This is a genomic window from Shimia sp. MMG029 (assembly GCF_027947445.1).
Lineage (GTDB): Bacteria > Pseudomonadota > Alphaproteobacteria > Rhodobacterales > Rhodobacteraceae > Shimia.
This window is the reverse complement of record NZ_JAQJIM010000002.1, coordinates 191,138-214,197: the sequence shown is the minus strand read 5'-3', so window position 1 is coordinate 214,197 and position 23,060 is coordinate 191,138. Positions and strand designations below refer to the sequence as shown.

The 23,060-nt window shown below is 55.4% G+C and carries 22 protein-coding genes; 8 read left to right on the top strand and 14 right to left on the bottom strand.

Annotated features, from left to right (window positions below):
* The first annotated feature begins 18 nt into the window (after window positions 1–18).
* Window positions 19–750 (top strand): DNA repair protein RecO, encoded by a 732-nt coding sequence (recO, locus tag PJL69_RS07810; protein WP_271309160.1) that lies wholly within the window; start codon window positions 19–21, stop codon window positions 748–750.
* On the opposite strand, the gene PJL69_RS07805 is transcribed toward recO, so the two are convergent.
* The 3 genes from PJL69_RS07805 to PJL69_RS07795 form a co-directional block, all read right to left on the bottom strand.
* On the bottom strand, window positions 713–1,129 hold the full coding sequence (locus PJL69_RS07805; protein WP_271309159.1) for an META domain-containing protein: 417 nt from the start codon (window positions 1,127–1,129) through the stop codon (window positions 713–715). The genes recO and PJL69_RS07805 overlap by 38 nt on opposite strands.
* Entirely contained in the window at window positions 1,129–1,680 is a 552-nt protein-coding gene (locus PJL69_RS07800) for a TetR/AcrR family transcriptional regulator (RefSeq protein ID WP_271309158.1), read from the bottom strand. Before PJL69_RS07800 ends, PJL69_RS07805 begins: the two co-directional genes overlap by 1 nt.
* Before the next feature lie 281 nt (window positions 1,681–1,961).
* Window positions 1,962–3,650 carry an acyl-CoA dehydrogenase family protein gene (locus PJL69_RS07795; RefSeq protein ID WP_271309157.1) on the bottom strand — a complete coding sequence of 563 codons (1,689 nt, stop codon included), beginning with the start codon at window positions 3,648–3,650 and terminating at the stop codon, window positions 1,962–1,964.
* Between the two features lie 141 nt (window positions 3,651–3,791).
* Between PJL69_RS07795 and PJL69_RS07790 the strand changes: the two genes are divergently transcribed.
* Window positions 3,792–4,559 (top strand): sulfite exporter TauE/SafE family protein, encoded by a 768-nt coding sequence (locus PJL69_RS07790; RefSeq protein ID WP_271309156.1) that lies wholly within the window; start codon window positions 3,792–3,794, stop codon window positions 4,557–4,559.
* Between the two features lie 11 nt (window positions 4,560–4,570).
* Here the strand turns inward: PJL69_RS07790 and PJL69_RS07785 are convergent, their stop codons facing one another.
* The 4 genes from PJL69_RS07785 to PJL69_RS07770 are packed head-to-tail and all read right to left on the bottom strand — an operon-like array spanning window position 4,571 to window position 6,811.
* Window positions 4,571–5,077 carry a DUF2478 domain-containing protein gene (locus PJL69_RS07785; protein ID WP_333781870.1) on the bottom strand — a complete coding sequence of 169 codons (507 nt, stop codon included), beginning with the start codon at window positions 5,075–5,077 and terminating at the stop codon, window positions 4,571–4,573.
* Window positions 5,078–5,131: 54 nt separating this feature from the next.
* Window positions 5,132–5,593 carry a potassium channel family protein gene (locus tag PJL69_RS07780; protein ID WP_271309155.1) on the bottom strand — a complete coding sequence of 154 codons (462 nt, stop codon included), beginning with the start codon at window positions 5,591–5,593 and terminating at the stop codon, window positions 5,132–5,134.
* Window positions 5,594–5,638: 45 nt separating this feature from the next.
* Window positions 5,639–6,016, bottom strand: a complete 378-nt coding sequence (locus PJL69_RS07775; RefSeq protein WP_209097027.1) for a hypothetical protein — start codon at window positions 6,014–6,016, stop codon at window positions 5,639–5,641.
* Window positions 6,017–6,040: 24 nt separating this feature from the next.
* Entirely contained in the window at window positions 6,041–6,811 is a 771-nt protein-coding gene (locus PJL69_RS07770; protein WP_271309154.1) for a DUF6478 family protein, read from the bottom strand.
* Between the two features lie 292 nt (window positions 6,812–7,103).
* On the opposite strand from PJL69_RS07770, the gene accD reads away from it, so the two are divergent.
* The 4 genes from accD (at window position 7,104) to PJL69_RS07750 (ending at window position 12,260) form a co-directional block, all read left to right on the top strand.
* A complete protein-coding gene (gene accD, locus PJL69_RS07765) occupies window positions 7,104–8,033 on the top strand; it encodes an acetyl-CoA carboxylase, carboxyltransferase subunit beta (RefSeq protein ID WP_271309153.1) in 930 nt (309 codons plus the stop codon).
* Window positions 8,034–8,127: 94 nt separating this feature from the next.
* Window positions 8,128–9,408: a bifunctional folylpolyglutamate synthase/dihydrofolate synthase gene (locus PJL69_RS07760; protein WP_271309152.1), complete on the top strand. Its 1,281-nt coding sequence runs from the start codon at window positions 8,128–8,130 to the stop codon at window positions 9,406–9,408.
* Window positions 9,409–9,556: 148 nt separating this feature from the next.
* Window positions 9,557–10,177 carry a trimeric intracellular cation channel family protein gene (locus tag PJL69_RS07755; protein WP_271309151.1) on the top strand — a complete coding sequence of 207 codons (621 nt, stop codon included), beginning with the start codon at window positions 9,557–9,559 and terminating at the stop codon, window positions 10,175–10,177.
* Window positions 10,178–10,253: 76 nt separating this feature from the next.
* On the top strand, window positions 10,254–12,260 hold the full coding sequence (locus tag PJL69_RS07750; protein WP_271309150.1) for a CocE/NonD family hydrolase: 2,007 nt from the start codon (window positions 10,254–10,256) through the stop codon (window positions 12,258–12,260).
* 72 nt (window positions 12,261–12,332) lie between these two features.
* On the opposite strand, the gene PJL69_RS07745 is transcribed toward PJL69_RS07750, so the two are convergent.
* The 4 genes from PJL69_RS07745 to PJL69_RS07730 form a co-directional block, all read right to left on the bottom strand.
* A complete protein-coding gene (locus tag PJL69_RS07745; protein ID WP_271309149.1) occupies window positions 12,333–12,758 on the bottom strand; it encodes a universal stress protein in 426 nt (141 codons plus the stop codon).
* A gap of 12 nt (window positions 12,759–12,770) precedes the next feature.
* Entirely contained in the window at window positions 12,771–15,404 is a 2,634-nt protein-coding gene (locus PJL69_RS07740; RefSeq protein ID WP_271309148.1) for a TRAP transporter permease, read from the bottom strand.
* An 82-nt stretch (window positions 15,405–15,486) separates the two neighbouring features.
* On the bottom strand, window positions 15,487–16,449 hold the full coding sequence (locus PJL69_RS07735) for a TAXI family TRAP transporter solute-binding subunit (RefSeq protein WP_271309147.1): 963 nt from the start codon (window positions 16,447–16,449) through the stop codon (window positions 15,487–15,489).
* A 48-nt stretch (window positions 16,450–16,497) separates the two neighbouring features.
* Window positions 16,498–17,364: a MurR/RpiR family transcriptional regulator gene (locus tag PJL69_RS07730; protein WP_271309146.1), complete on the bottom strand. Its 867-nt coding sequence runs from the start codon at window positions 17,362–17,364 to the stop codon at window positions 16,498–16,500.
* Here PJL69_RS07730 and PJL69_RS07725 point away from each other — a divergent pair.
* Both PJL69_RS07725 and PJL69_RS07720 read left to right on the top strand, forming a co-directional pair.
* Window positions 17,328–18,305: a 3-keto-5-aminohexanoate cleavage protein gene (locus PJL69_RS07725; RefSeq protein ID WP_271309145.1), complete on the top strand. Its 978-nt coding sequence runs from the start codon at window positions 17,328–17,330 to the stop codon at window positions 18,303–18,305. The two genes, PJL69_RS07730 and PJL69_RS07725, sit on opposite strands and share 37 nt — an antisense overlap.
* Window positions 18,302–19,630 (top strand): aspartate aminotransferase family protein, encoded by a 1,329-nt coding sequence (locus PJL69_RS07720; RefSeq protein ID WP_271309144.1) that lies wholly within the window; start codon window positions 18,302–18,304, stop codon window positions 19,628–19,630. The genes PJL69_RS07725 and PJL69_RS07720 overlap by 4 nt, the downstream gene beginning before the upstream one ends.
* Here PJL69_RS07720 and PJL69_RS07715 read toward each other — a convergent pair.
* The 3 genes from PJL69_RS07715 to PJL69_RS07705 all read right to left on the bottom strand — a co-directional run bounded on the left by PJL69_RS07715 (window position 19,622) and on the right by PJL69_RS07705 (window position 23,048).
* Window positions 19,622–20,458 (bottom strand): alkaline phosphatase family protein, encoded by an 837-nt coding sequence (locus tag PJL69_RS07715; RefSeq protein WP_271309143.1) that lies wholly within the window; start codon window positions 20,456–20,458, stop codon window positions 19,622–19,624. The two genes, PJL69_RS07720 and PJL69_RS07715, sit on opposite strands and share 9 nt — an antisense overlap.
* A 140-nt stretch (window positions 20,459–20,598) precedes the next feature.
* On the bottom strand, window positions 20,599–22,236 hold the full coding sequence (locus PJL69_RS07710) for an ABC transporter ATP-binding protein (RefSeq protein ID WP_271309142.1): 1,638 nt from the start codon (window positions 22,234–22,236) through the stop codon (window positions 20,599–20,601).
* Complete coding sequence (locus PJL69_RS07705) at window positions 22,233–23,048, bottom strand: ABC transporter permease (protein ID WP_271309141.1); 816 nt, start codon at window positions 23,046–23,048, stop codon at window positions 22,233–22,235. Before PJL69_RS07705 ends, PJL69_RS07710 begins: the two co-directional genes overlap by 4 nt.
* Window positions 23,049–23,060 lie beyond the last annotated feature (12 nt).

The window sequence follows — 23,060 nt, the reverse complement described above, 5'->3', positions numbered from 1 at the left end:
GAGCCAAAGGATGTGGCGATGGATTGGCGCGATCAGGGTTTTGTGCTCAGCACACGAAAACACGGGGAAACCTCTGTCATTCTGGAGGCCTTCACTGAGTCACATGGCCGTCATGCGGGCATCGTGCGCGGTGGCATCAGCCGCAAAATGACACCCATCCTGCAACCCGGTGGGCAGGTAGATCTCACATGGCGCGCGCGCCTTTCAGATCACATTGGCACCTACACTGTCGAGCCTCTCCGCTCCCGCGCCGCTGTGCTGGGGAATCGCTTCTCGTTGGCCGGTCTTAATGCGGTGACAGCTCTTTTGTCCTTTTGCTTGCCAGACCGTGCACCTTATCCAGCGCTTTATCATCAAAGCATGCAGTTGCTTGATCTTTTGGGGCAGCAGGAGGTTTGGCCGCTGGCCTATCTGCGCTGGGAAATGGCGCTGCTGTCTGAGCTAGGCTATGGGCTTGATCTGACGGCTTGCGCTGTAACGGGCAGCACAGAAAACCTGATCTATGTTTCCCCAAGATCCGGGCGTGCCGTTTCTGCCAAAGGGGCAGGGGAGTGGGCGGATCGTTTGCTACCTTTGCCGCCTGTGTTGCGCGGGGAAGGCCCCGCGCCGGATGAGGAAGTTCTGGCCGCTCTGGCGACCACCGGCTACTTTTTGTCAGAGAAACTCGCGCCCGATCTCGGCCATAAGCCGCTGCCGGATGCGCGTGCGCGCTTTATTGATCGCTTTGCACGTCAGTTGGCAGACCGCTGAACACCATTTCACGGCCGGCATCGTTGCTCATCACCATATTGGGGCCAGACACCTCGACAAGGCTCATCTCCTGCAGCGCAGTCAGAAAGGTCTCTTCCCGGTCGATGTCCGGGCAATAGATCTGCTCCACCACATCCACCTGAATGTTGATCCATGGGTAAGGTGCGTCCTGAGTCGCCAGAAAGCTGTTGCAAGGCCCATCACCCATCACCTTGCCGCTTTCGCCCAAGGTGAGGCTTGCCGCATAGTCCACAGCCGTGCCATCAATCTGTTGCAGCTGCCATGTGTAGTCTGCACCGCCATATTGCGTGACGGTCTCAGACGGCGCGCAGGCTGCGATCCCCAAGCTTACGGCCAAAAGACCCAGAAAACGTGCCATCATTCCGCCTCATGCAATGCCAAAATCAAATCAACCAATGTGCCCAAGGCCGGGCCATTCTGCACACCATCGTGTGCAGACAGGGCCTCCATGCCAAGGAGCGCGCCATAAAGCAATCGGGTCAGTTCTGGGTTGGTGAGGCCAATCTCTGACAGCAGAGTTGTGATGTAAGCCATGCGGGCCTCATCAACCGCCGCGATCTGAGCGGCCACATTCACATTGTCCCGTGCCCAGGCTCGCATCGCTGGCTCAAGGCCCGCGCGCTCGTGGGCGATGTCTTGCGCCGCAATCTGTGCCAGATTTCGCAGCTTCTGCACCGCGGTACCAACCTCCTCACGCTGCGCCGCGATCACCGCTGTGGCGTCACCCGCCCATGCCGCGAGCAATGCGGCGTGAAAACCCGGAACATCGTCAAAGTGCCAGTAGAAAGAGCCCTTGGTTGTGCCAAGCCGACGCGCCAGTGGTTCAGCCTTCAACGCCGCCGGCCCCGCCTCGGTAAGCGCGTCAAATCCCGCCTGCAGCCAATCCTGCTTTGAAAGTCGCTGTGTCATGGCCGAACCGTAGGAGCGCAAATGCTGCACTGCAACAGGCGCAGGCAGAGTGTGACCAAATGTTGCGCTTTTTCTCGCAACAGCGTGCGGTCAGGTAAGTGCTGCACCTGCGAAAAGACCACCGAAATTTGCACCTCCGCGATACCGACGCAATACCGACGCGATACCGAACACGCAGTTTTTGCAGATTTTTCGAATCAGCGACTTTGTTAACGGGCACAAAAAAAGCGCGGCTCCGAGGGAGAGCCGCGCCGGGTCTGCTGTCCAACTGAGAGCGGGTGTCAGCTCAGCAAACGTCTTGCAATCACCTGCGCCTGAATTTCAGCCGCCCCCTCAAAGATATTGAGAATACGCGCATCACACAGGATGCGGCTCACGGAATACTCCAGCGCAAATCCGTTACCGCCATGAATTTGCAGCGCATTATCCGCCGCGGCCCAGGCCACACGTGCGCCCAGCAGCTTGGCCATACCTGCCTCAAGATCACAGCGATGGCCGTGGTCTTTTTCCCAAGCAGAGAAATAGGTCAGCTGACGCGCGATCATGATTTCCACCGCCATCATCGCGAGCTTGCCTGCCACGCGCGGGAAGGCGATCAGCGATTTGCCAAACTGTTTGCGGTCAATCGCATATTGCATGCCCACATCCAGCGCCGACTGCGCAACCCCCACCGCACGCGCCGCCGTCTGAATGCGGGCTGACTCGAAGGTCTCCATCAACTGCTTGAAACCTTTGCCTTCTTCGCCACCCAGCAGGTTTTCTCCTTTGACTTTGAAGCCATCAAAACCGAGCTCATATTCCTTCATACCGCGATAGCCGAGCACCTCGATTTCACCGCCGGTCATGCCTTCGGTCGGGAAGGGGTTCTCGTCGGTGCCCGGCGTCTTCTCCGCCAGGAACATGGAGAGGCCGCGGTGGTCGGTGCTGTCAGGATTTGTGCGTGCCAGCAGGGTCATCACTTGGGTCCGCGCCGCATGGGTGATCCATGTTTTGTTACCGGTCACCTCCCAGTTGCCATCCTCTGTTTTCACCGCGCGGGTGCGCAGGGAGCCAAGGTCAGACCCAGTGTTTGGCTCTGTAAATACAGCCGTCGGCAGAATTTCTGCACTGGAAAGTTTCGGCAGCCAGTTCTGTTTTTGCTCTTCAGTGCCACCACAGAGGATCAGTTCCGCTGCGATTTCAGAGCGGGTGCCCAGCGAGCCCACACCGATATAGCCGCGTGACAGCTCCTCAGACACCACAACCATGGAGGCTTTAGACAGGCCAAACCCACCGTATTCCTCTGGGATGGTCAGGCCAAACACGCCCATTTCTGCAAGCTCTTCAATGATTTCCATTGGAATAAGCTCGTCTTTCAGGTGCCATTCATGGGCGTTGGGTTCCACGCGGTCCACCGCAAATCGGCGGAATTGCTCGCGGATCATTTCCAGCTCTTCGTCGAGACCAGATGCGCCAACGGTGATATTTGCCGCTTGCTCCTGCATCAACTCCACAAGGCGCATACGCGCCGCTTGGCTGTTGCCTTCGCTGCAGAGTGTCATCACGTCAGGTGCCATCAGGCCGCGCATCTCGTCCTGTGTCAGCCCAAGGTCCTGGAGGCGAATGATTTCGCCTTGGCTCATCGGGATGCCGCCATAAACCTGCCAAAGGTATTCGCCAAATGCGATCTGATGGATGAGCTGTTCGATCTCGCCAAACTTGCCATCCGCATCAAGTTTCTCGGCCCACGCCTGCATCTGCTTGAGGGATTGTGCGTAGGTTGCCAGCCAGCTCAGGCCGTGTGCCGCTGTCTGATTTTCCTCAATCAACTTGCCAGAAACACGACCACCTTCAGAGACCGTTTCTTTCACGCGTGCGATGGCGGTTTCCAAAATGGCCTCAACCGGGGCCACAGCCGCGCCGGTCAATTTCAGAAGATCGGGTAGAGTTACCAGAGCCGTCATCGTCAAGTCCTGTCCATCATGAGCCATGTCGCAATATCCTCTGTTTCTGCAGTGTGCATATTTCTTTTGCACCTGCAGCGCAACAAAAATGCCAAAGGACGTTGCGTTTTGATTGTTTGTTTCGCGCCAAATCTTTGCCCGACAGGAAGTCAGGCACTATAGGAAGATATGGATTTCGACATTTTAACCCTACCGCCCGTTGCGTGGCTACTTTGTGCTGCGATTGCTGTTTTGGCAGGGATTATCAAAGGGATGGTTGGGTTTGCCATGCCTATGGTCCTGATCTCGGGGCTCAGTTCGTTTCTGGCCCCGGAACTGGCTTTGGCGGGTCTGATCCTACCCACATTGGTCACAAACGGAATGCAGGCGTTGCGTCAGGGCCGTGCGGCCGCGTGGCACTCTGTTAAACGCTTCCGGCGCTTCTTGATTGCAGGTGGTGCGGTCATGGTGATCAGCGCGCAATTTGTCCGCATTCTGCCTGCGGATGTTTTTCTTTTGGTGATTGGTGTGCCGGTTTTCGTGTTTTCTCTGCTGCAGCTTTTGGGGCGCTCGATCACGATTTCAAAGCCAACAGCCCGTGGCGAGGTGATTGTCGGAGGTGTGGCCGGTGCCATTGGCGGAATTTCTGGCGTTTGGGGGCCGCCGACAGTGGCCTACCTGACGGCACTTGACACAGAGAAATCCGAGCAGATGCGCATTCAGGGTGTCATTTATGGGCTGGGATCAGTCGTGCTGTTGTTGGCCCATGTTGGCTCTGGTGTGTTCACTGCTAAGACCGCGCCTTTGTCGGTGCTATTGGTTCTACCTGCGATTTTAGGCATGTGGTTTGGTGGGCGCATTTCGGATCGCATTGACCAACGCCGTTTTCGGCAGGCCACGCTGTTTGTCCTGCTGATCGCCTCGCTCAACCTGCTGCGGCGCGCATTGTTCGGTTGAGCGCAGGCTGTTTAGGCATTCACCTGATCATACCAGGCCAGGAGGTCGTCGATGTTGGGCGCCACTTGCGTGGCCATGCCCCCGGCGAACTCTTCAAACACTCCGGCATTCAGCGGGTTGGTGCCTGCGATCACGGTTGCGCCGTTCTCCAGCGCTTCTGCCAGCAGATCGCGGAAGCCCTTTCCTTCGGCTTCTTGCTTGCCAAATTTATTCAGCAAAAACACATCATAAGGCGCTTCCATGGACTGCGAGACAGCGGTGATGGCAGTGGCCATGGCGTCTGGATCAAGACGGCAGCCTCTGGCTTCTTTGCCGAGATCCTGAGAAATACGAATGATCGGCCCATTTGGCAGGACACGCACATCCATGTCGCAGCGCTGATCGATCTCGCAGCCGGTATTGGTTTGCACAATCCCGCGTGCCGTCAGGCCGCGCTCATTCAAACGCTCGGCGAACTCCGAAAGCAACAGATCAAGTTTCCCGCGCCCGTGCGCCATTGTGTAAGCAATTTTCATCATAGACCTATTGTGGCTTAGATTGAGGGGATCGCAAATGCGGCAAGCCGTCCAGTCTCAGTCCAGCGAATGTGGCAGCAGTCGTCCGATCAGCGAAACCAGAAATGCGGTTGAAATGCCAAAGCAAAGTATGCCGGTGACGCCTCCAAATGCCCCAAACACGCGGAATTCAATGGGCAACACAACATCGCCATAGCCAACAGTCGTGTACGTCACGAGCGAGAAATAGAGCGCGTCGTAGAGATAGGTAAATGCACCCATATAGATAAGTACATAGGCCCAAAGCCAAACCTGAATGGTGTGTGATCCGACAATCATTGCAAAAGCCGCGCCGGTCAGCACTGCGGTTTTGGTGAAACGCGAACGGACTGCCACCCATCGCCCAATTTTTTCAAGCACTTCAATCATCACAGAGATGAAACCCACATGGATAATGGCGCAGGCACTGAGCACAATCGTGCCCCACAACAGTTGCCGTGGTTGGCTCATGTAGAACAATTCGGTGAGTGGGTTTTCCAATGTTTGGCCACCATTTTGAGTTGTGTGTTGCCAGACGCGGTGCGCTTACATGGTTTCCACGCAATGGCGCCGGAAAGCGCGCTTTAACATATCCAGCTCAGCGCGCAACAAATCGATTTCTGCCCGGAGGTCGTCTGCCAATGCTTCACCCGCAACAAAACTGAGCTTGTCCAACTGCTTCCCGGTGATCTGGTTGGTGATCAACAGAGTTTGAACACCATCGGCCAAGCTCTCCTTAGGGATCGGGAACCGAAGTCTCCACGTATTTGGTGTATCTGTTGTATCGATTGCGACGCCATCAATTGTTTCGCCCAGAAATGTGACATCAATCTTGGGGGCGGGCCCTGGCTCACCTTCATAGTGCAAAGCGCCTTCCCAGATACCATCAAAAAGGCGGGTCTTTGTCAGTGACAACTCACTCATATCTCAATCCTTTTTGTCGGTAGCTCAGAATTCGGCACGTGGGCGTCTGGACAGGGTCACATCTCTGAGCACGACTTGATTCATTTCCGGCCCTTCAAAGATCAAGTCGATCCACATCTTTTCAACGCGTTTTTCATTCAGGTTGGAATAAGCCAAGTCAAACTCAACGCGAATGTCTTCGGCGCTTAGGGGCAACTCTCGGACGATTTGTTCCGTGTTTGGACCATGGCGGATGTTGAGGCGGGCAAAGATTTCCAGTGGTTTTTCCATCTCAACAATTGTGTCCAGCCGCAGCACGTGTTCGCGGCGCAGCCCGACCACAGCCTCTGGCGGCAAATCAATCACCAGCGAGAGGAAAGATCCGTCAAACCGAAAAACATCCATGCGCAGGCCAAAAGGCGCGAGGTCCCTTTCGCGATGATTGCGCAATTGGCGCAGCGTCAGCTCAGAGATTCGGCAATCGTGAAACAACGTAACCTCATTGCCAAGCTTTGCCTTGTTCTGGACAGACGCCAGCCCCTTGGTCGGGTTGGGCTCACGCCATAGAGCGGGCCGCCAAGACCAGTCAGTGCCATGTGGTTTGGGAAACGCGTTAGAGCCGACAACAGGCAACGCAAGTCGGCTCTCAGAGACGGAGATCACCGTGTCTAGGTGATGACGCAAAGTGCGCGCGCGACGCCGTTGACGCCGCAGTCTTCCCAGTTCCTCTTGTGAAGCCTTACGTGCGACACGTGCCCAATAGCGAGCCAGACCAGCTTGAAAAAACTGCTGAAAAACGCGTTTGCTACCTGCCATGATGGTCAAAAAGTCCTGCACATTGTTTCGGGTTGCGAAACGATGCGCATCCCATTTTTCTATTATCTACCCAATTGGTTGAGATGAGACAAACGCGCAAGGGTAGTTTTCTGAGCCATCAAGGATATTTGCCACCAAAGTGTTGCTCTGGGGACAGTTGGCAGGGGCTGTGGTGCGTTTTGAGTGATTGCGCAAATTCGAAGATCGGTGTTGGACATCACAGCATAGATTGCATTTCCTGACGCAGCGTCTTATTTCGGTCACTGATTGGAAGCCAGAGGACCCTGATCACATGAACTGGATCACCAACTATGTCCGTCCGCGGATCAACTCGATCTTTTCGCGTCGCGAGGTGCCGGATAACCTTTGGACCAAATGTGACGAATGCGGCACAATGCTGTTTCACCGCGAGCTGAAGGCAAACCAGAACGTCTGCACGCAGTGCGACCATCACATGGCAATAACGGCCCGTGACCGGTTTGAAGCCTTGTTTGACGGTGGGGTGTTTGTTGAGGTCGACGTGCCCGAGCCGCTGGCTGATCCGCTGCAGTTCCGCGATCAGAAGAAGTACCCTGAGCGCATGAAGGCCGCGCAGAAAAAGACTGGCGAAAAAGAGGCGATGCTGGTCGCCGAGGGTGAGATTGGCCGCACCCCGATCGTCGCAGCCTGCCAAGACTTCTCCTTCATGGGCGGGTCCATGGGTATGTACGTTGGCAATGCCATTATTGCAGCTGCAGAACGGGCGGTTGCCATGAAACGTCCGCTTGTGTTGTTCTCCGCCGCTGGTGGCGCGCGCATGCAAGAAGGCATTTTGTCTTTGATGCAGATGCCACGCACAACTGTTGCGGTGCAGATGCTGAAAGAAGCTGGGCTGCCTTACATCGTTGTTCTGACGCACCCGACCACCGGCGGTGTCACAGCGTCCTACGCCATGTTGGGTGATGTCCAGATTTCTGAGCCCAATGCTTTGATTTGTTTTGCGGGTCCGCGTGTGATTCAACAGACCATCGGTGAACAATTGCCTGAAGGGTTCCAGCGCGCTGAATATCTGCTTGACCACGGCATGCTCGACCGCGTGACCAAGCGCACCGAGATGAAAGAAGAACTGGTGACGATCATCCGGATGCTTATGGATATGCCTCCTGCCGTAAAAGGGGATCTTCCTGCGCCAGACGAGGCGGAAAAGAAGGCCGCTGAAGAGCAAGCCGAACCGCAGGCGTAACCTGACCAGACAAAACGTTTCAATGCGGGCTTTCGGTGTGTTTGACCGGAAGCCCGCTTTCATTTAGGGCGAGCTGACTGGAATGGAGGCGCATATGACCCAAACACCTGACACATCAGACGCCATTCTCGCGCGTATGCTGGCATTGCATCCAAAGATCATTGACCTGACCTTGGACCGCATGTGGCGGTTGTTGAATGCGCTGGGCAACCCGGAAAAAAAATTGCCGCCTGTCATTCACATTGCAGGCACCAATGGCAAAGGCAGCACACAGGCGATGATCCGCGCTGGGCTGGAAGGTGCTGGAAAATCTGTTCACGCCTACACCAGTCCGCATCTGGCGCGTTTTCATGAGCGTATTCGTTTGGCGGGCGACTTGATCGACGAAGCGCATCTCACGCAGGTTCTGGACGAATGCTGGGAAACCAACGAGCGGCAGAACATCACTTATTTTGAGATCACGACATGCGCCGCGCTGCTGGCGTTTTCGCGGGCTGCAGCGGACTACACATTGCTTGAGGTCGGGCTGGGCGGACGTTTGGATGCGACCAATGTGATTGATGGGCCTGAGCTATCCGTCATCACCCCGATCTCAATTGACCACGAACAGTTCCTTGGGGACACACTGGCCAAAATAGCCTCTGAAAAAGCGGGTATCATCAAACGCGGGGTGCCCGTTATCGTGGGCCCCCAACCTGAAGAGGCAATGGATGTGATTGAGGCGACCGCGGCGGGCCTTGGCGCACCTGTGATCGCCTACGGGCAGCACTGGCATGTTCATGAGGAGCGTGAGCGGCTCGTGTTTCAAGATGAGACAGGATTGCTTGATCTCCCTTTGCCTGCCTTGCCGGGCGCGCATCAAATTCAAAATGCGGGTGCGGCACTGGCTGCATTGCGCCAGCTTGGTTTCGATGCTGAAGCATGTGAGGCTGCGATGCGCGATGTGTTTTGGCCAGCACGGATGCAGCGCTTGCGGAGCGGTCCGTTGGTGGAAGCGGCGGCAGGTGCCGAGCTTTGGCTGGATGGAGGGCACAACGCTGCGGCCGGTCAAGCTTTGGCGGCACATATCGCAGGGTTGCCCAAACGCGAAACGCATCTCATTTGCGGGATGCTCAACACCAAAGACGTATCGGGCTATTTGACACCGCTGGCGCAAGTGTCTGACAGTTTGCATGCGGTTTCTATCCCAGGCGAGGCCAGCACATTGTTGGCCGAAGAAACCGCACAGCATGCTGTTGACGCAGGGATGAAAGCCCATGTTGCCAGCAATGTGGCAGAGGCGATTGCAGCCATCTCAGCAACAACAACGGATGCGCGGATCCTGATTTGCGGGTCTCTTTATCTGGCGGGGAATGTCCTGCGTGAAAACGCTTAAGGCGTATCGGCTAAGCGGAACCTACTGCTTGGTGTTTTCACAGTAGGCAGGCAGCTAATATTTGGGGGCCTTTGGGCCCCTGAACATATTGGGTCTAGTATGCGTTCATGCTTTATTGATCCGTGTCATGCCACATGCAGGCCTTCGAATGATTGACCCGCTCACCCAGTTTGTAGCCTTCACGACGATCATTGCCACTGCGGTTATGGCGGCATCTGCATCTATACAGGGGGTGCGCCATAGTCTGGATCTGTTTGGGGCGTCTTTGATCGGGGTTGCCACAGCGGTTGGGGGCGGCACGCTGAGAGACTTGCTGTTAGGGCGCACGCCTGTGTTCTGGATCAATGATCTGAGTTATCTGGGCACCGCAGTTCCGGTTGCGGTGGTCATGTATTTTATTGCCACAAGTTTGCCATCTGGGAATGGGCGCAGGCTCAGGTTGCTGATGCAACTGGATGCGATTGGGCTGGCTTTGTTTACGCTTGTTGGTGTGCGTGTTGCACTGGAAGTACAGACCCACGCGGTTATTGCGGTGGTGATTGGGTGTATCACGGGCATCGTGGGCGGGATTATTCGTGATGTGTTGTGCAACGTGACACCGTCCGTCCTAAAAGAAGATCTTTATGCCACGATCTCACTGATCGGCGGCGCAATCTACGTGGTTGTGGCACCTTTGATCGGTGAGACAGTGTCTTTTGCCCTATGTTTCGTTCTGATGTTGGTGGCGCGGCTGCTTTTGATCCGGCGGTTCATTTCAAGCGAAGGTTAGACCGCTTTTTATTGCCTGTTTGCATATATTTGCCCAGATTGGCTTCATGACGAGAAGCCAAATTTGAGAGGTCGCAATGCAAACGGTCAAAGAGTTCCCATATCAGGTTAGCGAACATGCGCATGTTCAGATTCCAATGCCTGATGGCACCCTGTTGTCTGCGCGGATCTGGCGCCCAGAAACAGATGTACCGCTGCCCGCAATTCTCGAATTTCTGCCGTATCGCAAGCGCGATGGTACGGCGGAGAGGGACGCATTGACCCATCCTTATATGGCCGGCCATGGCTATGTGTGTGTGCGTGTTGATATGCGGGGCTGTGGCGACAGTCAGGGCTTGTTTGATGACGAATATTCACCTCAAGAGCTGTCAGACGGCGCGGCGGTCATCAATTGGCTGGCTGCGCAGGAATGGTGCTCTGGCGATGTGGGGATGATGGGCATCAGCTGGGGGGGATTTAATGGCCTTCAAATTGCAGCATTGGCACCGGAGCCGTTGAAAGCTGTTGTCAGTATTTGTTCGACTGTTGATCGTTTCGCGGATGATATTCACTACAAAGGTGGCGTCATGCTGGGCGAAAATGTCGGCTGGGCGTCCACAGTGCTTGGTTGGTTTGCCTTGCCGCCAGATCCCGAAATTTATGGCGATGGGTGGCGCGAAGCGTGGCTTCATCGATTGGAAAACACGCCTTTTCTGGCTGAGAAATGGGTGCAGGAACAGGCCCGCAGCGCTTATTGGAAGCATGGATCTGTTTGCGAAGACTATAGTGCCATAAAAGCGGCTGTCTTGAGCGTGGGTGGCTGGCACGATGGCTATCGCAACACAATTGCACATTTGGTGGAAAATCTGGACGCGCCAGTCAAAGGGTTGATTGGTCCCTGGATCCACAAATACCCGCATTTTGCAGCCCCCGGACCTCGAATTGATTTTCTGGGAGAGATGCTGCGGTGGTGGGATCGCTGGCTGAAGGGCGTCGACAATGGGGTTGAGGACCTTCCTGATATGCGGCGCTGGTTGATGGATAGCGTGCCGCCCGCAAACAGTTATGATGAGCGCCCGGGCAAATGGATTGGCGATCCGGCGACCGCGACAAACGCAGCGACCGAGGACTGGCACCTGACAGGGCAAAACCTGTCTCAAAAGCAGGGTAAAGCTGGGCGTGTGATCGCGCCGGCGCTCCTTTGTGGGCAAGCGGCCGGCGAGTATTTTCCTGTCTCGCTTGCGCCCGCTGGAACGGTGCCGGGCGAGTTGCCGGGTGATCAACGCGAAGATGATGCGCTCTCCTGCTGCTTTGAATCAGTGCCGCTACAGGATGCGAGATCCATTGTCGGAGCGCCATCCGTGCGATTGAACCTGACCTCAGATCGTCCAAAAGCGCAGATCATCGCGCGGCTTTGTGATGTACACCCTGATGGGCAGAGCACTTTGATCAGTCACGGTGTGCTTAACCTGCGCCATCGAGACGGGCATGAGACATTTGTTGACCTGCCTGTCGGCGAACCTTTGGACGTTGAGGTGACGCTGGATCATTGCGCTTATACTGTTCCAGCAGGCCACAGCCTGCGTCTGGCACTGTCGTCGAGCTATTGGCCCTATGTGTGGCCAGAAAGTGAGCTGGCGAACTTGGAGCTGCACACCGGGACGATCGCATTGCCCGTCAGATCAGACCGCGACGACGAACCAACCGTTTCATTTGATCTCCCCAAAGCTGCCACACCGCGACGGACACGCCAGCTTTCAGAAACAGAAAACAAAAAGACCATTACCAAAGATCTCGGCACAGCACGCCTCACGCTGGATATTCTTGGTGACACTGGGCTGGTTGAGGATCTGGAAACGGGCCTCATCTCGGGGACACGACTGCAGGAACAGTTCGCGATCACAGACAGAGATCCCAACTCTGCGCACAGCAGTTTTACCTGGCAGCGCCGGATCGGGCGCGGGGACTGGCAAGTCGTGATTGATGCCAAGGTGTCTATGCGCACTGACGGCGAGAGTTTCCTGGTAGCAGCAGAACTCAAGGCATCAGAGAATTGCACTGAAGTGTTCGCTAAAAACTGGGACAGTGCTGTACCGCGTTTGTAGGCTCAGGCCGAAGCGTTGACAAAGAGCCCGCCAATTTTCTTGGCGGGCTCTTTTTGATTTTATGTTCTGGATTCAGCGGATCACAAAAACCGACTGTTTTGCGTGTCGCGAAATTCGCGCAGCGTTGGGGCCAATCAGATAGTCTTTCAGCTGGGACTTATGCGCGCCCACAATGATCGCGTCGGCGCCTACACTCTTGGCTTCTTGCAAAACCAAGTCGTACACCGTGCCCTGATCAACGTGCAGGCGCAGGTTCTCCACGCCCTTCAGGGCATCTTTGGACCACTCTTCCAAAGCGGCTTTGGCCTCTTTCAGGATCAGCTTGTTGTGATCCTGACTGAAGAAAGAGCCGACGATGGACATGCCGTAGTCCGGCACAACATTCATCACGTGTAACTCAGCACCCTCCGATAGGGCCATTTGGCGTGCAACCTCTGCTGGGCGTTCAGCGCCTTTGAGGTCATTGACGTCGACAGTTAGCAAGATTGTCTTAAACATCAGCTTTTCTCCTTAGAACGCCGGCTGCGTGGCTCGTGGCCGCTGGATCATCATCAAGCCTGCAAGCAGCAGCAGCGCAGGGATGAAGAAGACCTCTTTTGGCATCCGGTCATTCTCGACCTGAACTTGTGAAATGACCACGGGCTGATCGCCGTAGTAGTCGTACTCTGTTCCCAGTTGGCCAAAGTATGGGGTGCCTGGGAAGGGCTCTTCCAATAGCAATTTGCCGTCTTCCTCAAGCACGCTGAGGCCATTGTCAGACATTGCAGCCGAAGGTTCACCACCCGGATAGAGCATAGTGACAGTGGTTGTCCGCGTGTCGCCGGTGTCAAAATCCGGGCCTTCAACCATAAAGCGGATCAAGGCACCTTCTTGCTGAGCCCCAACCAACTGGATCGCCTCGGGGCCAACAACGGTCTGATACTTCTCAGATATTTGATCAAGGAAGAAGTCAGGACGGAAGAGCATGAATGCGATAAAGAGCAGCGCAGCACTTTCCCATTTGCGGGATTTTGCGATGAAATACCCCTGTGTTGCCGCTGCAAATATCAGCATGGCGATAAGCGAGATAAAGAACACTAGTACGGCTTTGCCAAAGCCCACATCGATCAGCAACAGGTCGGTGTTGAAGATAAACATGAATGGCAGAAGCGCTGTCCGGATGTCATAAGCAAAGCCCTGAACACCAGTCTTGATCGGGTCCCCGCGCGAGATGGCCGCCGCTGCATAGGCCGCGAGGCCCACCGGTGGCGTGTCATCTGCCAGAATACCGAAGTAGAATACGAACATATGCACCGCGATCAGTGGCACCACGAGGCCAGCCTGCGCCCCAACGCCGACAATGACAGGTGCCATCAGAGAGCTGACCACAATGTAGTTCGCTGTTGTTGGCAAACCCATGCCGAGGATCAGGCTCAAAACGGCCACCAACAGCAGCAACACGATCAGGTTGCCCCCGGAGATGACTTCGATCACCTGACCAATCACCTGGTGCGCGCCCGTCAGGCTGATGGTGCCAACGATGATGCCCGCAGCACCCGTGGCCACGCCAATGCCGATCATGTTGCGTGCGCCCATGATCAGACCCTGCACAAAGTCATTCCAGCCTGCAGCGAACGCCGCATTCACAGCTGTCTCACCACGGAAGAACGCTTTGATTGGGCGGTGTGTCACGGCCACGATGATCATAAAGACCGTCGCCCAAAACGCTGACAGCGCAGGGGATAAACGATCCAGATTTTCGGTTTTCACCATTAGGTTCCACACCAGAATGAAGATCGGAAGCGCATAGTATGCGCCGCCCAGAAGTGTGGGTGTCAGACGCGGTGCCGCCAGTGGTGCATTCGGGTCGTCCATGGCGATGTCAGGATATTTGGATGCCAGATAGAGCAGGCCAAGATACATCACTGCAACAATGGCCACGGCGATGTAGATACTGTCGCCTACAACCGGCTCCAGCACATTGCGGATGCCAATCATTGCAAAAGTGACTGCCCCCAGACCAATGAAGCCAGTCAGAAAGAGCACAAGGATCATGATCGGGCCGATATGGCGACCCGCTTTCTTGAGGCCCTGCATCTGCATTTTCAGGGCTTCCAGGTGCACGATGTAGAGCAGTGCGATGTAGGAGATCACTGCCGGCAAGAAGGCGTGTTTCACAACATCAATGTAAGGAATGTTGACGTATTCCACCATCAGGAAGGCTGCAGCGCCCATCACAGGAGGTGTCAGCTGACCGTTGGTGGAGGAAGCCACCTCAACCGCCCCTGCCTTTTCTGCGGGGAAGCCAATGCGCTTCATCAATGGAATGGTGAATGTCCCCGTGGTCACGGTGTTGGCAATCGAGCTGCCGGAGATCATACCGGTCATCATCGAGCTGAGAACAGAGGCTTTCGCCGGGCCGCCACGCAAGGCACCCAAAAGTGCAATCGCCACTTTGATGAACCAGTTGCCGCCACCCGCGCGATCCAGCAAGGCGCCAAACAGAACGAACAGAAAGATCATAGATGTGGACACACCGAGCGCCACACCAAACACACCTTCGGTCTGCATCCAGTAGTGACCAAGCGCTTTGGAGAGCGATGCGCCGCCATAGTTGGTGATCTCACGCACCCACTCAGAGTTGCCGCCAAAGAAGGCAAACATCACAAATGCGCTCGCAATGATCACAAGAGGCAGGCCCAGAGAGCGATAAACACAGATCATCAGAACGACCATGCCAACTGCGGACATTGTGATGTCAGTGCTGTTCCAAAGGCCGGGGCGGTCTGCGATCTGGTAACGGAAGAAAACGAGGTAGAGACAGGCACTGACGCCAATAATCAGCAGAGCCCAGTCATATAGCGGAATGCGGTCGCGCGGCGACGTTCGAAACATCGGGAAGGCGAGAATGGACAGCGCCATGGCAAAGGCGAGGTGGATATAGCGCGCTTGGCTGACCACATTTGCAAAATCTGAAAACCCGGTGAGCTGTGCAAGCGTGCCGGGGAGTTTTGATGCGATATAGAGCTGAAACAACGACCAGATGATACAGATCGCGATGATGAGTTTTCCTTGAAAACCCGCGGCATTGCGTGCGCCCGTGTCGACTTCTGCGACCATGGCATCGGCGGATACATTGCCATCTTTGTTGGGGTCCTGAACCATTTTTGTCCTCGTCTAGCCCATTTGCCAAATGCGCCCACATTTCTGGGGCGCATTTGTGTGTTTTCGAAATGTTAACCTGAAATTACTTCAGGCCCAGTTCCATGTATGCTTTCTCAGCACCTGGGTGCAGTGGCGCGCTGAGGCCGTCTTTGACCATTTCTGCTGGGTCAAGATTTGCGAATGCTGGGTGCAGCTTGCGGAAGTCCTCGATGTTTTCCATCACGGATTTTGCAACTACATAAACAACGTCATCTGCAATCTCAGCGGAGGTTACGAAGGTCGCGCCAACACCAAAGGTGGTGGTGTCTTCATCGGTGCCTTTGTACATGCCACCTGGAACAGTTGCGACACGGTAGAAAGAGTTTTCCTCGACCAGTTTGTCGATTTCCGCACCGGTGATGTTCACCAGTTTCGCGTCACAGGTGGTGGTCGCTTCTTTGATGGCCGCAGCTGGGTGACCGATGGTGTAGATCATCACGTCAATGTTGCCGTCGCAAAGCTGCTTGGCCATTTCAGACCCTTTGTATTCGGTGGCCAGTGCAAAGTCGTCCATGGTCATGCCATAGGCTTCCATCACAACCTCGGTGGTTGCGCGCAGGCCGGAACCTGGGTTGCCAACGTTTACACGTTTGCCTTTCAGGTCAGCGAAGCTGTTCACGTCCACATCACCGCGTGCAACCACTGTGAAGGGCTCAGGGTGTACAGAGAACACCGCGCGCACGTCTGGGAATGGGTTGTCTGCAAATTTGGAGGTGCCGTTGTAGGCGTGGTACTGCCAGTCAGACTGCGCAACACCGAACTCCAGCTCACCCGCTTTGATGGTGTTGATGTTGTAAACAGAGCCACCGGTGGACTCTACGGCGCAGCGGATGCCGTGCTCTTTGCGACCTTTGTTCACCAGACGGCAGATTGCGCCGCCAGTTGGGTAATAAACGCCTGTCACGCCGCCGGTACCGATGGAGATAAACTCCTGTGCGGACGCGCCAGCAGAAATGCCCATGGAGGCAACAATGGCGGCACCCGCCAGTTTCAGTTTCGAGATCATCATAGTCTCCCTAGTTGATGATGGTTGATAACTTCAGTGTTTTTGTTGTCAGTCGTTCCAGAATTCACCCAAGCTTTGGTTCCTGCGCTCTACGTCGCGGATCCGGCGGCTTGCGTCTTCGCCTGACTGCGCAACCAGCATGGCTATCATGGTCTCCAGTAGAGACAGAGTCGCAGCATAGGACGAGAAGAATTGTGGACTATCTGACGGAACAATAAAGGGAAAAGTTGCATATTTGATCGCTGGGCACGCGTGACTATCGCTTATGATGATCACCTGCGCCCCAGCTTCACGCGCATATTCGGCGGCACGTACTGCTTTTTTTGCATAGGGTGCTTTGGTCACAATCAGAAGGGTGTCGCGCTCATTGAGCGTGGCGAGGGATGCTCCCAGTGACGCCCCCATACGACCCGCGAGTGTCCAGTTGGTCGCGAAGTAATTGGCGAGATAGGCCACGTACTCGACAATCCCAGTGGAGCCAAACGCTCCAAACAGAACAACATTCTCTGCCTTTTCAAGCGCGTTGACAGCGTCTTGCAGAAGGTTGCGGTTCAGTTGCTCTCCCAGTTTTGAAATGTTCAGAACACAGGCTGCCGCTTGTCTGTCGAGCATGGATTGCTCAGCTTGCTGGCTATTTTTGAGTGCTTCAGCGCGTTCTGAAAAGGACAATGAGCGCTCGCCAAGGGTTTCACGGCAGAGTTCGCGCATGTCTTCATAGCTGTCAAAGCTCAAACTGCGCGCCAGCCGGGACAACGTTGCGGGCGATACGCCACTCGCAGAAGACACAGAGCGCAAAGAGCGTGTCGCCACATCCGTTTGATTGGCCACGACATAGTCAGCCGCAGCCTTAAGCTTTGTGCTTAAGCCCGCGTAGCTCTTTGCAACCTGCTCTTGGAGACGGTTGGCGTTGCTCACGTTTTCCTCCTCTTGACTCGATTTACGCGAGTGTTTTAACAGATGTCAACATTTGGAACATTTGTTTCATGCATTGCTGCTTGCGGACGTGGAGCAAAACGAGAGACCTCATGACTGATCACTTGTCTAATAGAACCTTAGATTGGCAAACGGCAGAACCGTTGAAAATCACCGTGGCCCCAAACGGAGCCCGGCGCGGGCGCATAGATCACCCGGCGTTGCCAATTACAACAGATCAAATCGCCTTGACGGCACAAAAATGTGCAATTGCCGGCGCTGATGAGATTCATCTCCATGTACGCACCGATGCGGGAAAGCACTCACTAGATGCGCAGCGCTACCGCGAGGCTATGGCGGCAATAGCGAAAATCGCCCCTGAATTGAGCGTGCAAATCACAACGGAATCAGCAGGAATATTTGACGTCAAAGACCAGTTTGACGTCCTCAAATCGCTTGTGCCCGACGCGGCCAGCATTTCTGTGCGCGAGATGGCGCGCGATGAGAGGCTGGCACGCGAGGTGTATGCCTTCGTGCGTGAGGCAAATGTGTATGTTCAACATATCCTTTACAGCTACGAAGACATCGATTTGCTTGCGACTTTGCAGGCGTCGGGGCAGGTGGAGCGGTCAGGTTGTGATGTCTTGCTCGTTCTGGGGCGCTATGCGCCTCCGCGATTGGCAGAGGTCTCAGAACTCGCACCGTTTGTTTCAGCTGTCGCAAATGTGGCCGACCGCTGGACCGTCTGCGCCTTTGGGAAAAATGAACAAGCTGTCGCAGAAGAGGCTATCCGGTTGGGTGGCCACGTGCGCATAGGTTTTGAAAACAACATCCATCGCCCCGACGGCAGCTTGGCAGAGGACAACGCAGAAAACATCCGCCCCGTGGTCAACATCGCCCACGCATTGGGGCGCCCGCTATTAAAAGAAACGGCAAAATCATGAGCTTTGTTTTTCCTCGGCACTCCAAGAAAACGCTCCCCACTGTGGCGCGCGGAGAAGGCCCGTTTTTGTATGATACTTCAGGAAAAGCCTATTTCGATGGCTCTGGAGGGGCGGCTGTATCTTGCCTTGGCCATTCCGATCCAGCAGTGATGCAAGCCATCAAAGCCCAAGTGGACGCGGTCGCCTTTGCACACACAGGTTTCTTCACCTCAGAACCGGCTGAGGCTTTGGCAGAAAAACTGGTGGAGAACGCTCCCAAAGGACTGGATCGCGTGTACCTCGTTTCAGGTGGGTCTGAAGCGATGGAAAGCGCGATTAAACTCGCGCGGCAATATGCATTTGAGAAGGGCGAAGGCCATCGCCGCCACGTGGTTGCACGCCGACAGAGTTATCACGGGAACACCCTTGGCGCGCTTGCGACGGGCGGGAACGAATGGCGCCGCGCAGCTTTTGCGCCGCTTCTGATGGACACCCACCATATTTCACCGTGCTATGCCTATCGCGGCCAAGAAATCGGTGAAACGGCTTTTGACTATGGCCAGCGCGTCGCAAATGAGCTTCAGGATGCGATAGATGAATTGGGCGCGGAAAACGTGTTGGCCTTTGTCGCGGAGCCTGTTGTGGGCGCGACTGCAGGCGCGGTGCCTCCGGTTGAAGGCTATTTCAAACGCATCCGCGAGATCTGTGACGCCAACGGTGTGTTGCTGATCTTGGATGAGGTCATGTGTGGCATGGGGCGGACCGGTACGCTGTTTGCTTGTGAGCAGGACGACGTGAGGCCAGACATTTGCGCTGTCGCAAAGGGGCTCGGGGCCGGTTACCAACCTATCGGTGCGATGCTCTGCTCAGCGGAAATTTATAGTACGATCCGAGATGGCTCCGGTTTCTTTCAACATGGTCACACCTACAATGGCCACCCAACCGCTGCGGCGGCGTCGCTTGCTGTGCTCACACGCTTGGTGGATGATGGCATTGTTAACCGGGTGGCACCTATGGGCGCCAAACTGCGTCAGGCTTTGGCAGAGCGGTTTGAAGAGCACGCCAACATTGGTGACATCCGAGGGAGAGGGCTATTTCTGGGTCTCGAACTGGTGGCCGACCGTGAAACCAAAGCGCCGTTTGATCCCGCACTTGGCATCGCGGCAAAGCTCAAGACTGCGGCGTTTGAGGCTGGCCTGATCTGCTATCCAATGGGCGGTACGATTGATGGGCAAAACGGGGCGCATGTGCTGCTTGCGCCGCCGTTCATTATGGAAGACGCCCATATCCCATTGATCTGTGATGCGCTTGAGACCGCGTTTAACGCGGTGCTGCCCTCAACTTAGGAAAGGGGCCGCTTTCATGGTCTCCGGGATCTCTGCCTCTAGGCGGGACAGGATTGTGGGTGCCAGCTGCAGCTGATCGAGAACCGTATCCGCCTCCGGTCCTTTTGCATCTCCAAAGTAGTAGAGTGCGAACTCCTGCTGCAGAGGGTCGCGACCGCCGTGGTGCCCTCGCGCATCCTGACCGTGATCTGCCGTTACGATCACTTCGTAGCCTAGGGCGCGCCACTTCGGGATGAACGGCGCAAGCATCTCGTCCATCACAAAGCAGGCGTGATCCATCTCATGGCTGTCATGCTGAAAGCGATGCCCCATACTGTCCAGCGTGCAGGTATGCAGCATGCCGTAATTAAGCTCGCGTTTCAGGCAAAGGTTGGTCAGCGTGGCAAAAAGATCCACATCGCTGGGTGTCATCTGGTTGGCCATGCCGTAGCCCGTCATGGAGTGGAACCGACCGTGATTGATCGTGTCGCTTTCGGGCTCGTCATATTCCACATCCCGAACATAGTCGAAAGGATGCCGGTTGAAGAACTCCGACCAGAACGAATGCGCGACTGCGCCAGTCAAGCCACCTGACTTGCGCACCTGAGCAAACACATCTGGCTGGTTGATCCGAAAAACATTGCCGTTGCCTGTGCACCCGTGTTCTTGTGGCGTCACGCCAGTATGGATCGACGCATAACAGCTGGCCGAAGTAGAGGGCAGAACCGAGCGCATTTTCCATTTCTGCGCCGTGCCGTCGGCAACCCAACCTTCCAGATTGCCGAACAGGCGTTCCCAATTGCGCCAAGGCACCCCATCCAGAATGATGAGCAAAAGTTTCCGGTCCATCTGAGTCTCCTTTTCAGTCCGGTTCACGGTCGCCAGTTCCGCTTTCAAGAACTATTGCAAATGCGACACTTTCAGCCCGGCTAATGAAAAAGGGCGACGCCTTGATGACATCGCCCATGTTTTCGATTTGGCGTTTGGAACTAGTTTCCGGCGCTTTCCATTTTGCGGTGCGCGATAACTTCTTCGAGCCAGCCGAGTTTCATTTCCGGAACAGAGCTCAGTAGAAGGTCGGTGTAGTCATCAAATGGAGGGCTCAGCACATCGGTTTTCCCGCCGTATCTGACGACCTCGCCCTGATACATCACGGAAATCGAGTCCGCGATTGCCTTTACAGTCGCCAGATCGTGAGTGATGAAGAGATACGCCACATCCTCGATTTTCTGCAGATCCAAAAGCAGTTTCAGGATGCCATCCGCCACAAGTGGGTCGAGTGCGCTGGTGACCTCGTCACAGATGATCATCTTGGGCTTTGCGGCCAAAGCACGAGCAATACACACACGTTGTTTCTGGCCGCCTGAAAGTTCCGCTGGATAGCGATCAATGAACTTCTCACCCATCTCGATCTCGTCCAGAAGTTCGACAACGCGTTTGCGTTTTTCTGCCCCCTTGAGGCCGAAGTAGAACTCCAACGGGCGACCAATGATCGTGCCCACAGTCTGGCGTGGGTTCATTGCGACATCCGCCATTTGGTAGATCATCTGAAGCTCACGCAAGTCTTCGCGCGAACGTCCGTCCAGATCAGGAGAGAGATCGCGCCCTGCAAAATGGATCGTCCCATTTTTGGGCGGCAATAGCCCTGTGATCACGCGGGCGAGCGTCGACTTGCCGGAGCCACTTTCTCCTACCACCGCAAGCGTTTGACCTGCGTGCAGCTCCACATTGATGTTTTTGAGAACATCAAAATTGGTACCTTTGTAGCGGGCTGTGATATTTTGAACTTTCAGAACAGGTTCAGGCGTTGGTTCCTTTTCGGCATGGTCAATCGAACGTACCGAAACAAGGGCCTTTGTGTAGTCTTCTTGCGGATCATTGATGATCTGATCCACTGTTCCATGCTCGACCATATCGCCCATTTTGAGGACGAGGATTTCGTCGCTGACCTGGGCCACGACCGCCAGATCATGTGTGATGTAAAGTGCCGCGACACCGGTGTCACGAATGGCTTCTTTAATGGCCATCAACACATCAATCTGTGTGGTCACATCCAGCGCCGTGGTCGGCTCGTCAAAGACCACCAAGTCGGGCTCTGGACATAGAGCTAATGCGGTCATACAGCGCTGCAGCTGACCTCCTGACACCTGGTGAGGATACCGGCTTCCGATGTTTTCCGGATCTGGCAGGCCAAGCTTGCGGAACAGTTCAATCGCACGCTTTTCGGCCTCCTTCTTGGAAAACTTGCCCTGCACAATTGCAGCCTCAGTGACCTGATCCATGATCTTTTTGGCAGGGTTAAACGACGCAGCGGCAGATTGGCTGACATAGGTCACTTCGCTGCCACGCAGGCTGCGGATGTCGCCATGACCTGTATTCAAAATGTCGCGGCCATTCACCCAAACTTCGCCGCCTGTGATCTGCACCCCACCTCGGCCATAGGCCATCGACGCAAGGCCAATCGTTGATTTGCCCGCACCAGACTCGCCGATCAGGCCAAGCACTTTGCCTTTTTCCAGCTCAAAGCTCACGCCATGCACGATCTCAATATCGTGCGGTTTTTCACCGGGGGGATACACAGTGGCGCCGATTTTGAGGTTTTGGACTTTTAGAAGCGTGTCGCTCATCCGCGGCCTCCCTTCAGTGATGTGGTGCGGTTCAAAACCCAGTCCGCCACGAGATTTACCGAGATCGCGAGAGTGGCTATAGCCACTGCAGGATACAGTGCCGCGCCAATACCGTAGACGATGCCGTCAGCGTTTTCTTTCACGATGCCGCCCCAGTCCGCTTGCGGAGGCTGAACGCCCAGGCCCAGGAAAGACAGTGTGGAAACAAACAGCACCATAAAGATAAAGCGCAGGCCCATCTCTGCGATCAGCGGAGAGAGGGCGTTTGGCAGGATTTCACGGAAGATGATCCAGCCACGGCCTTCGCCACGCAGTTTTGCGGCTTCAACATAGTCCATTACGTTGATGTCTACTGCCACCGCGCGGGCCAAACGGTATACGCGTGTGGAGTCCAGAAGGCCCATTACGATGATCAGCACAGGGACAGTCACAGGGGTCACTGACAGCACGACCAACGCAAAGATCAGGGATGGGATCGACATCACCAGATCGACGAAACGGCTCATCACCTGATCCGCCCAACCGCCAAGAACAGCGGCGAGGAACCCAAGGACAGAACCTGTCGTGAAGCTGAGGATCGTTGCCGCTGTCGCGATGAAGATCGTGGTGCGGCCGCCGTAAATCATGCGGCTCAACAGATCCCGCCCCAAGTTGTCGGTGCCAAGCAGGAACTCACTGGATGGTGGCAGCCATACATCTCGGCTGACAACCTCTGCCATGCCATAAGGCGCGATCCACGGGGCAAAGATGGCCACTAGGAAATAGAGCGCGGTGAAAAAAAGCCCGACCAGGGCGGCGATGGGTATTCTCATCTGGAAAACCTC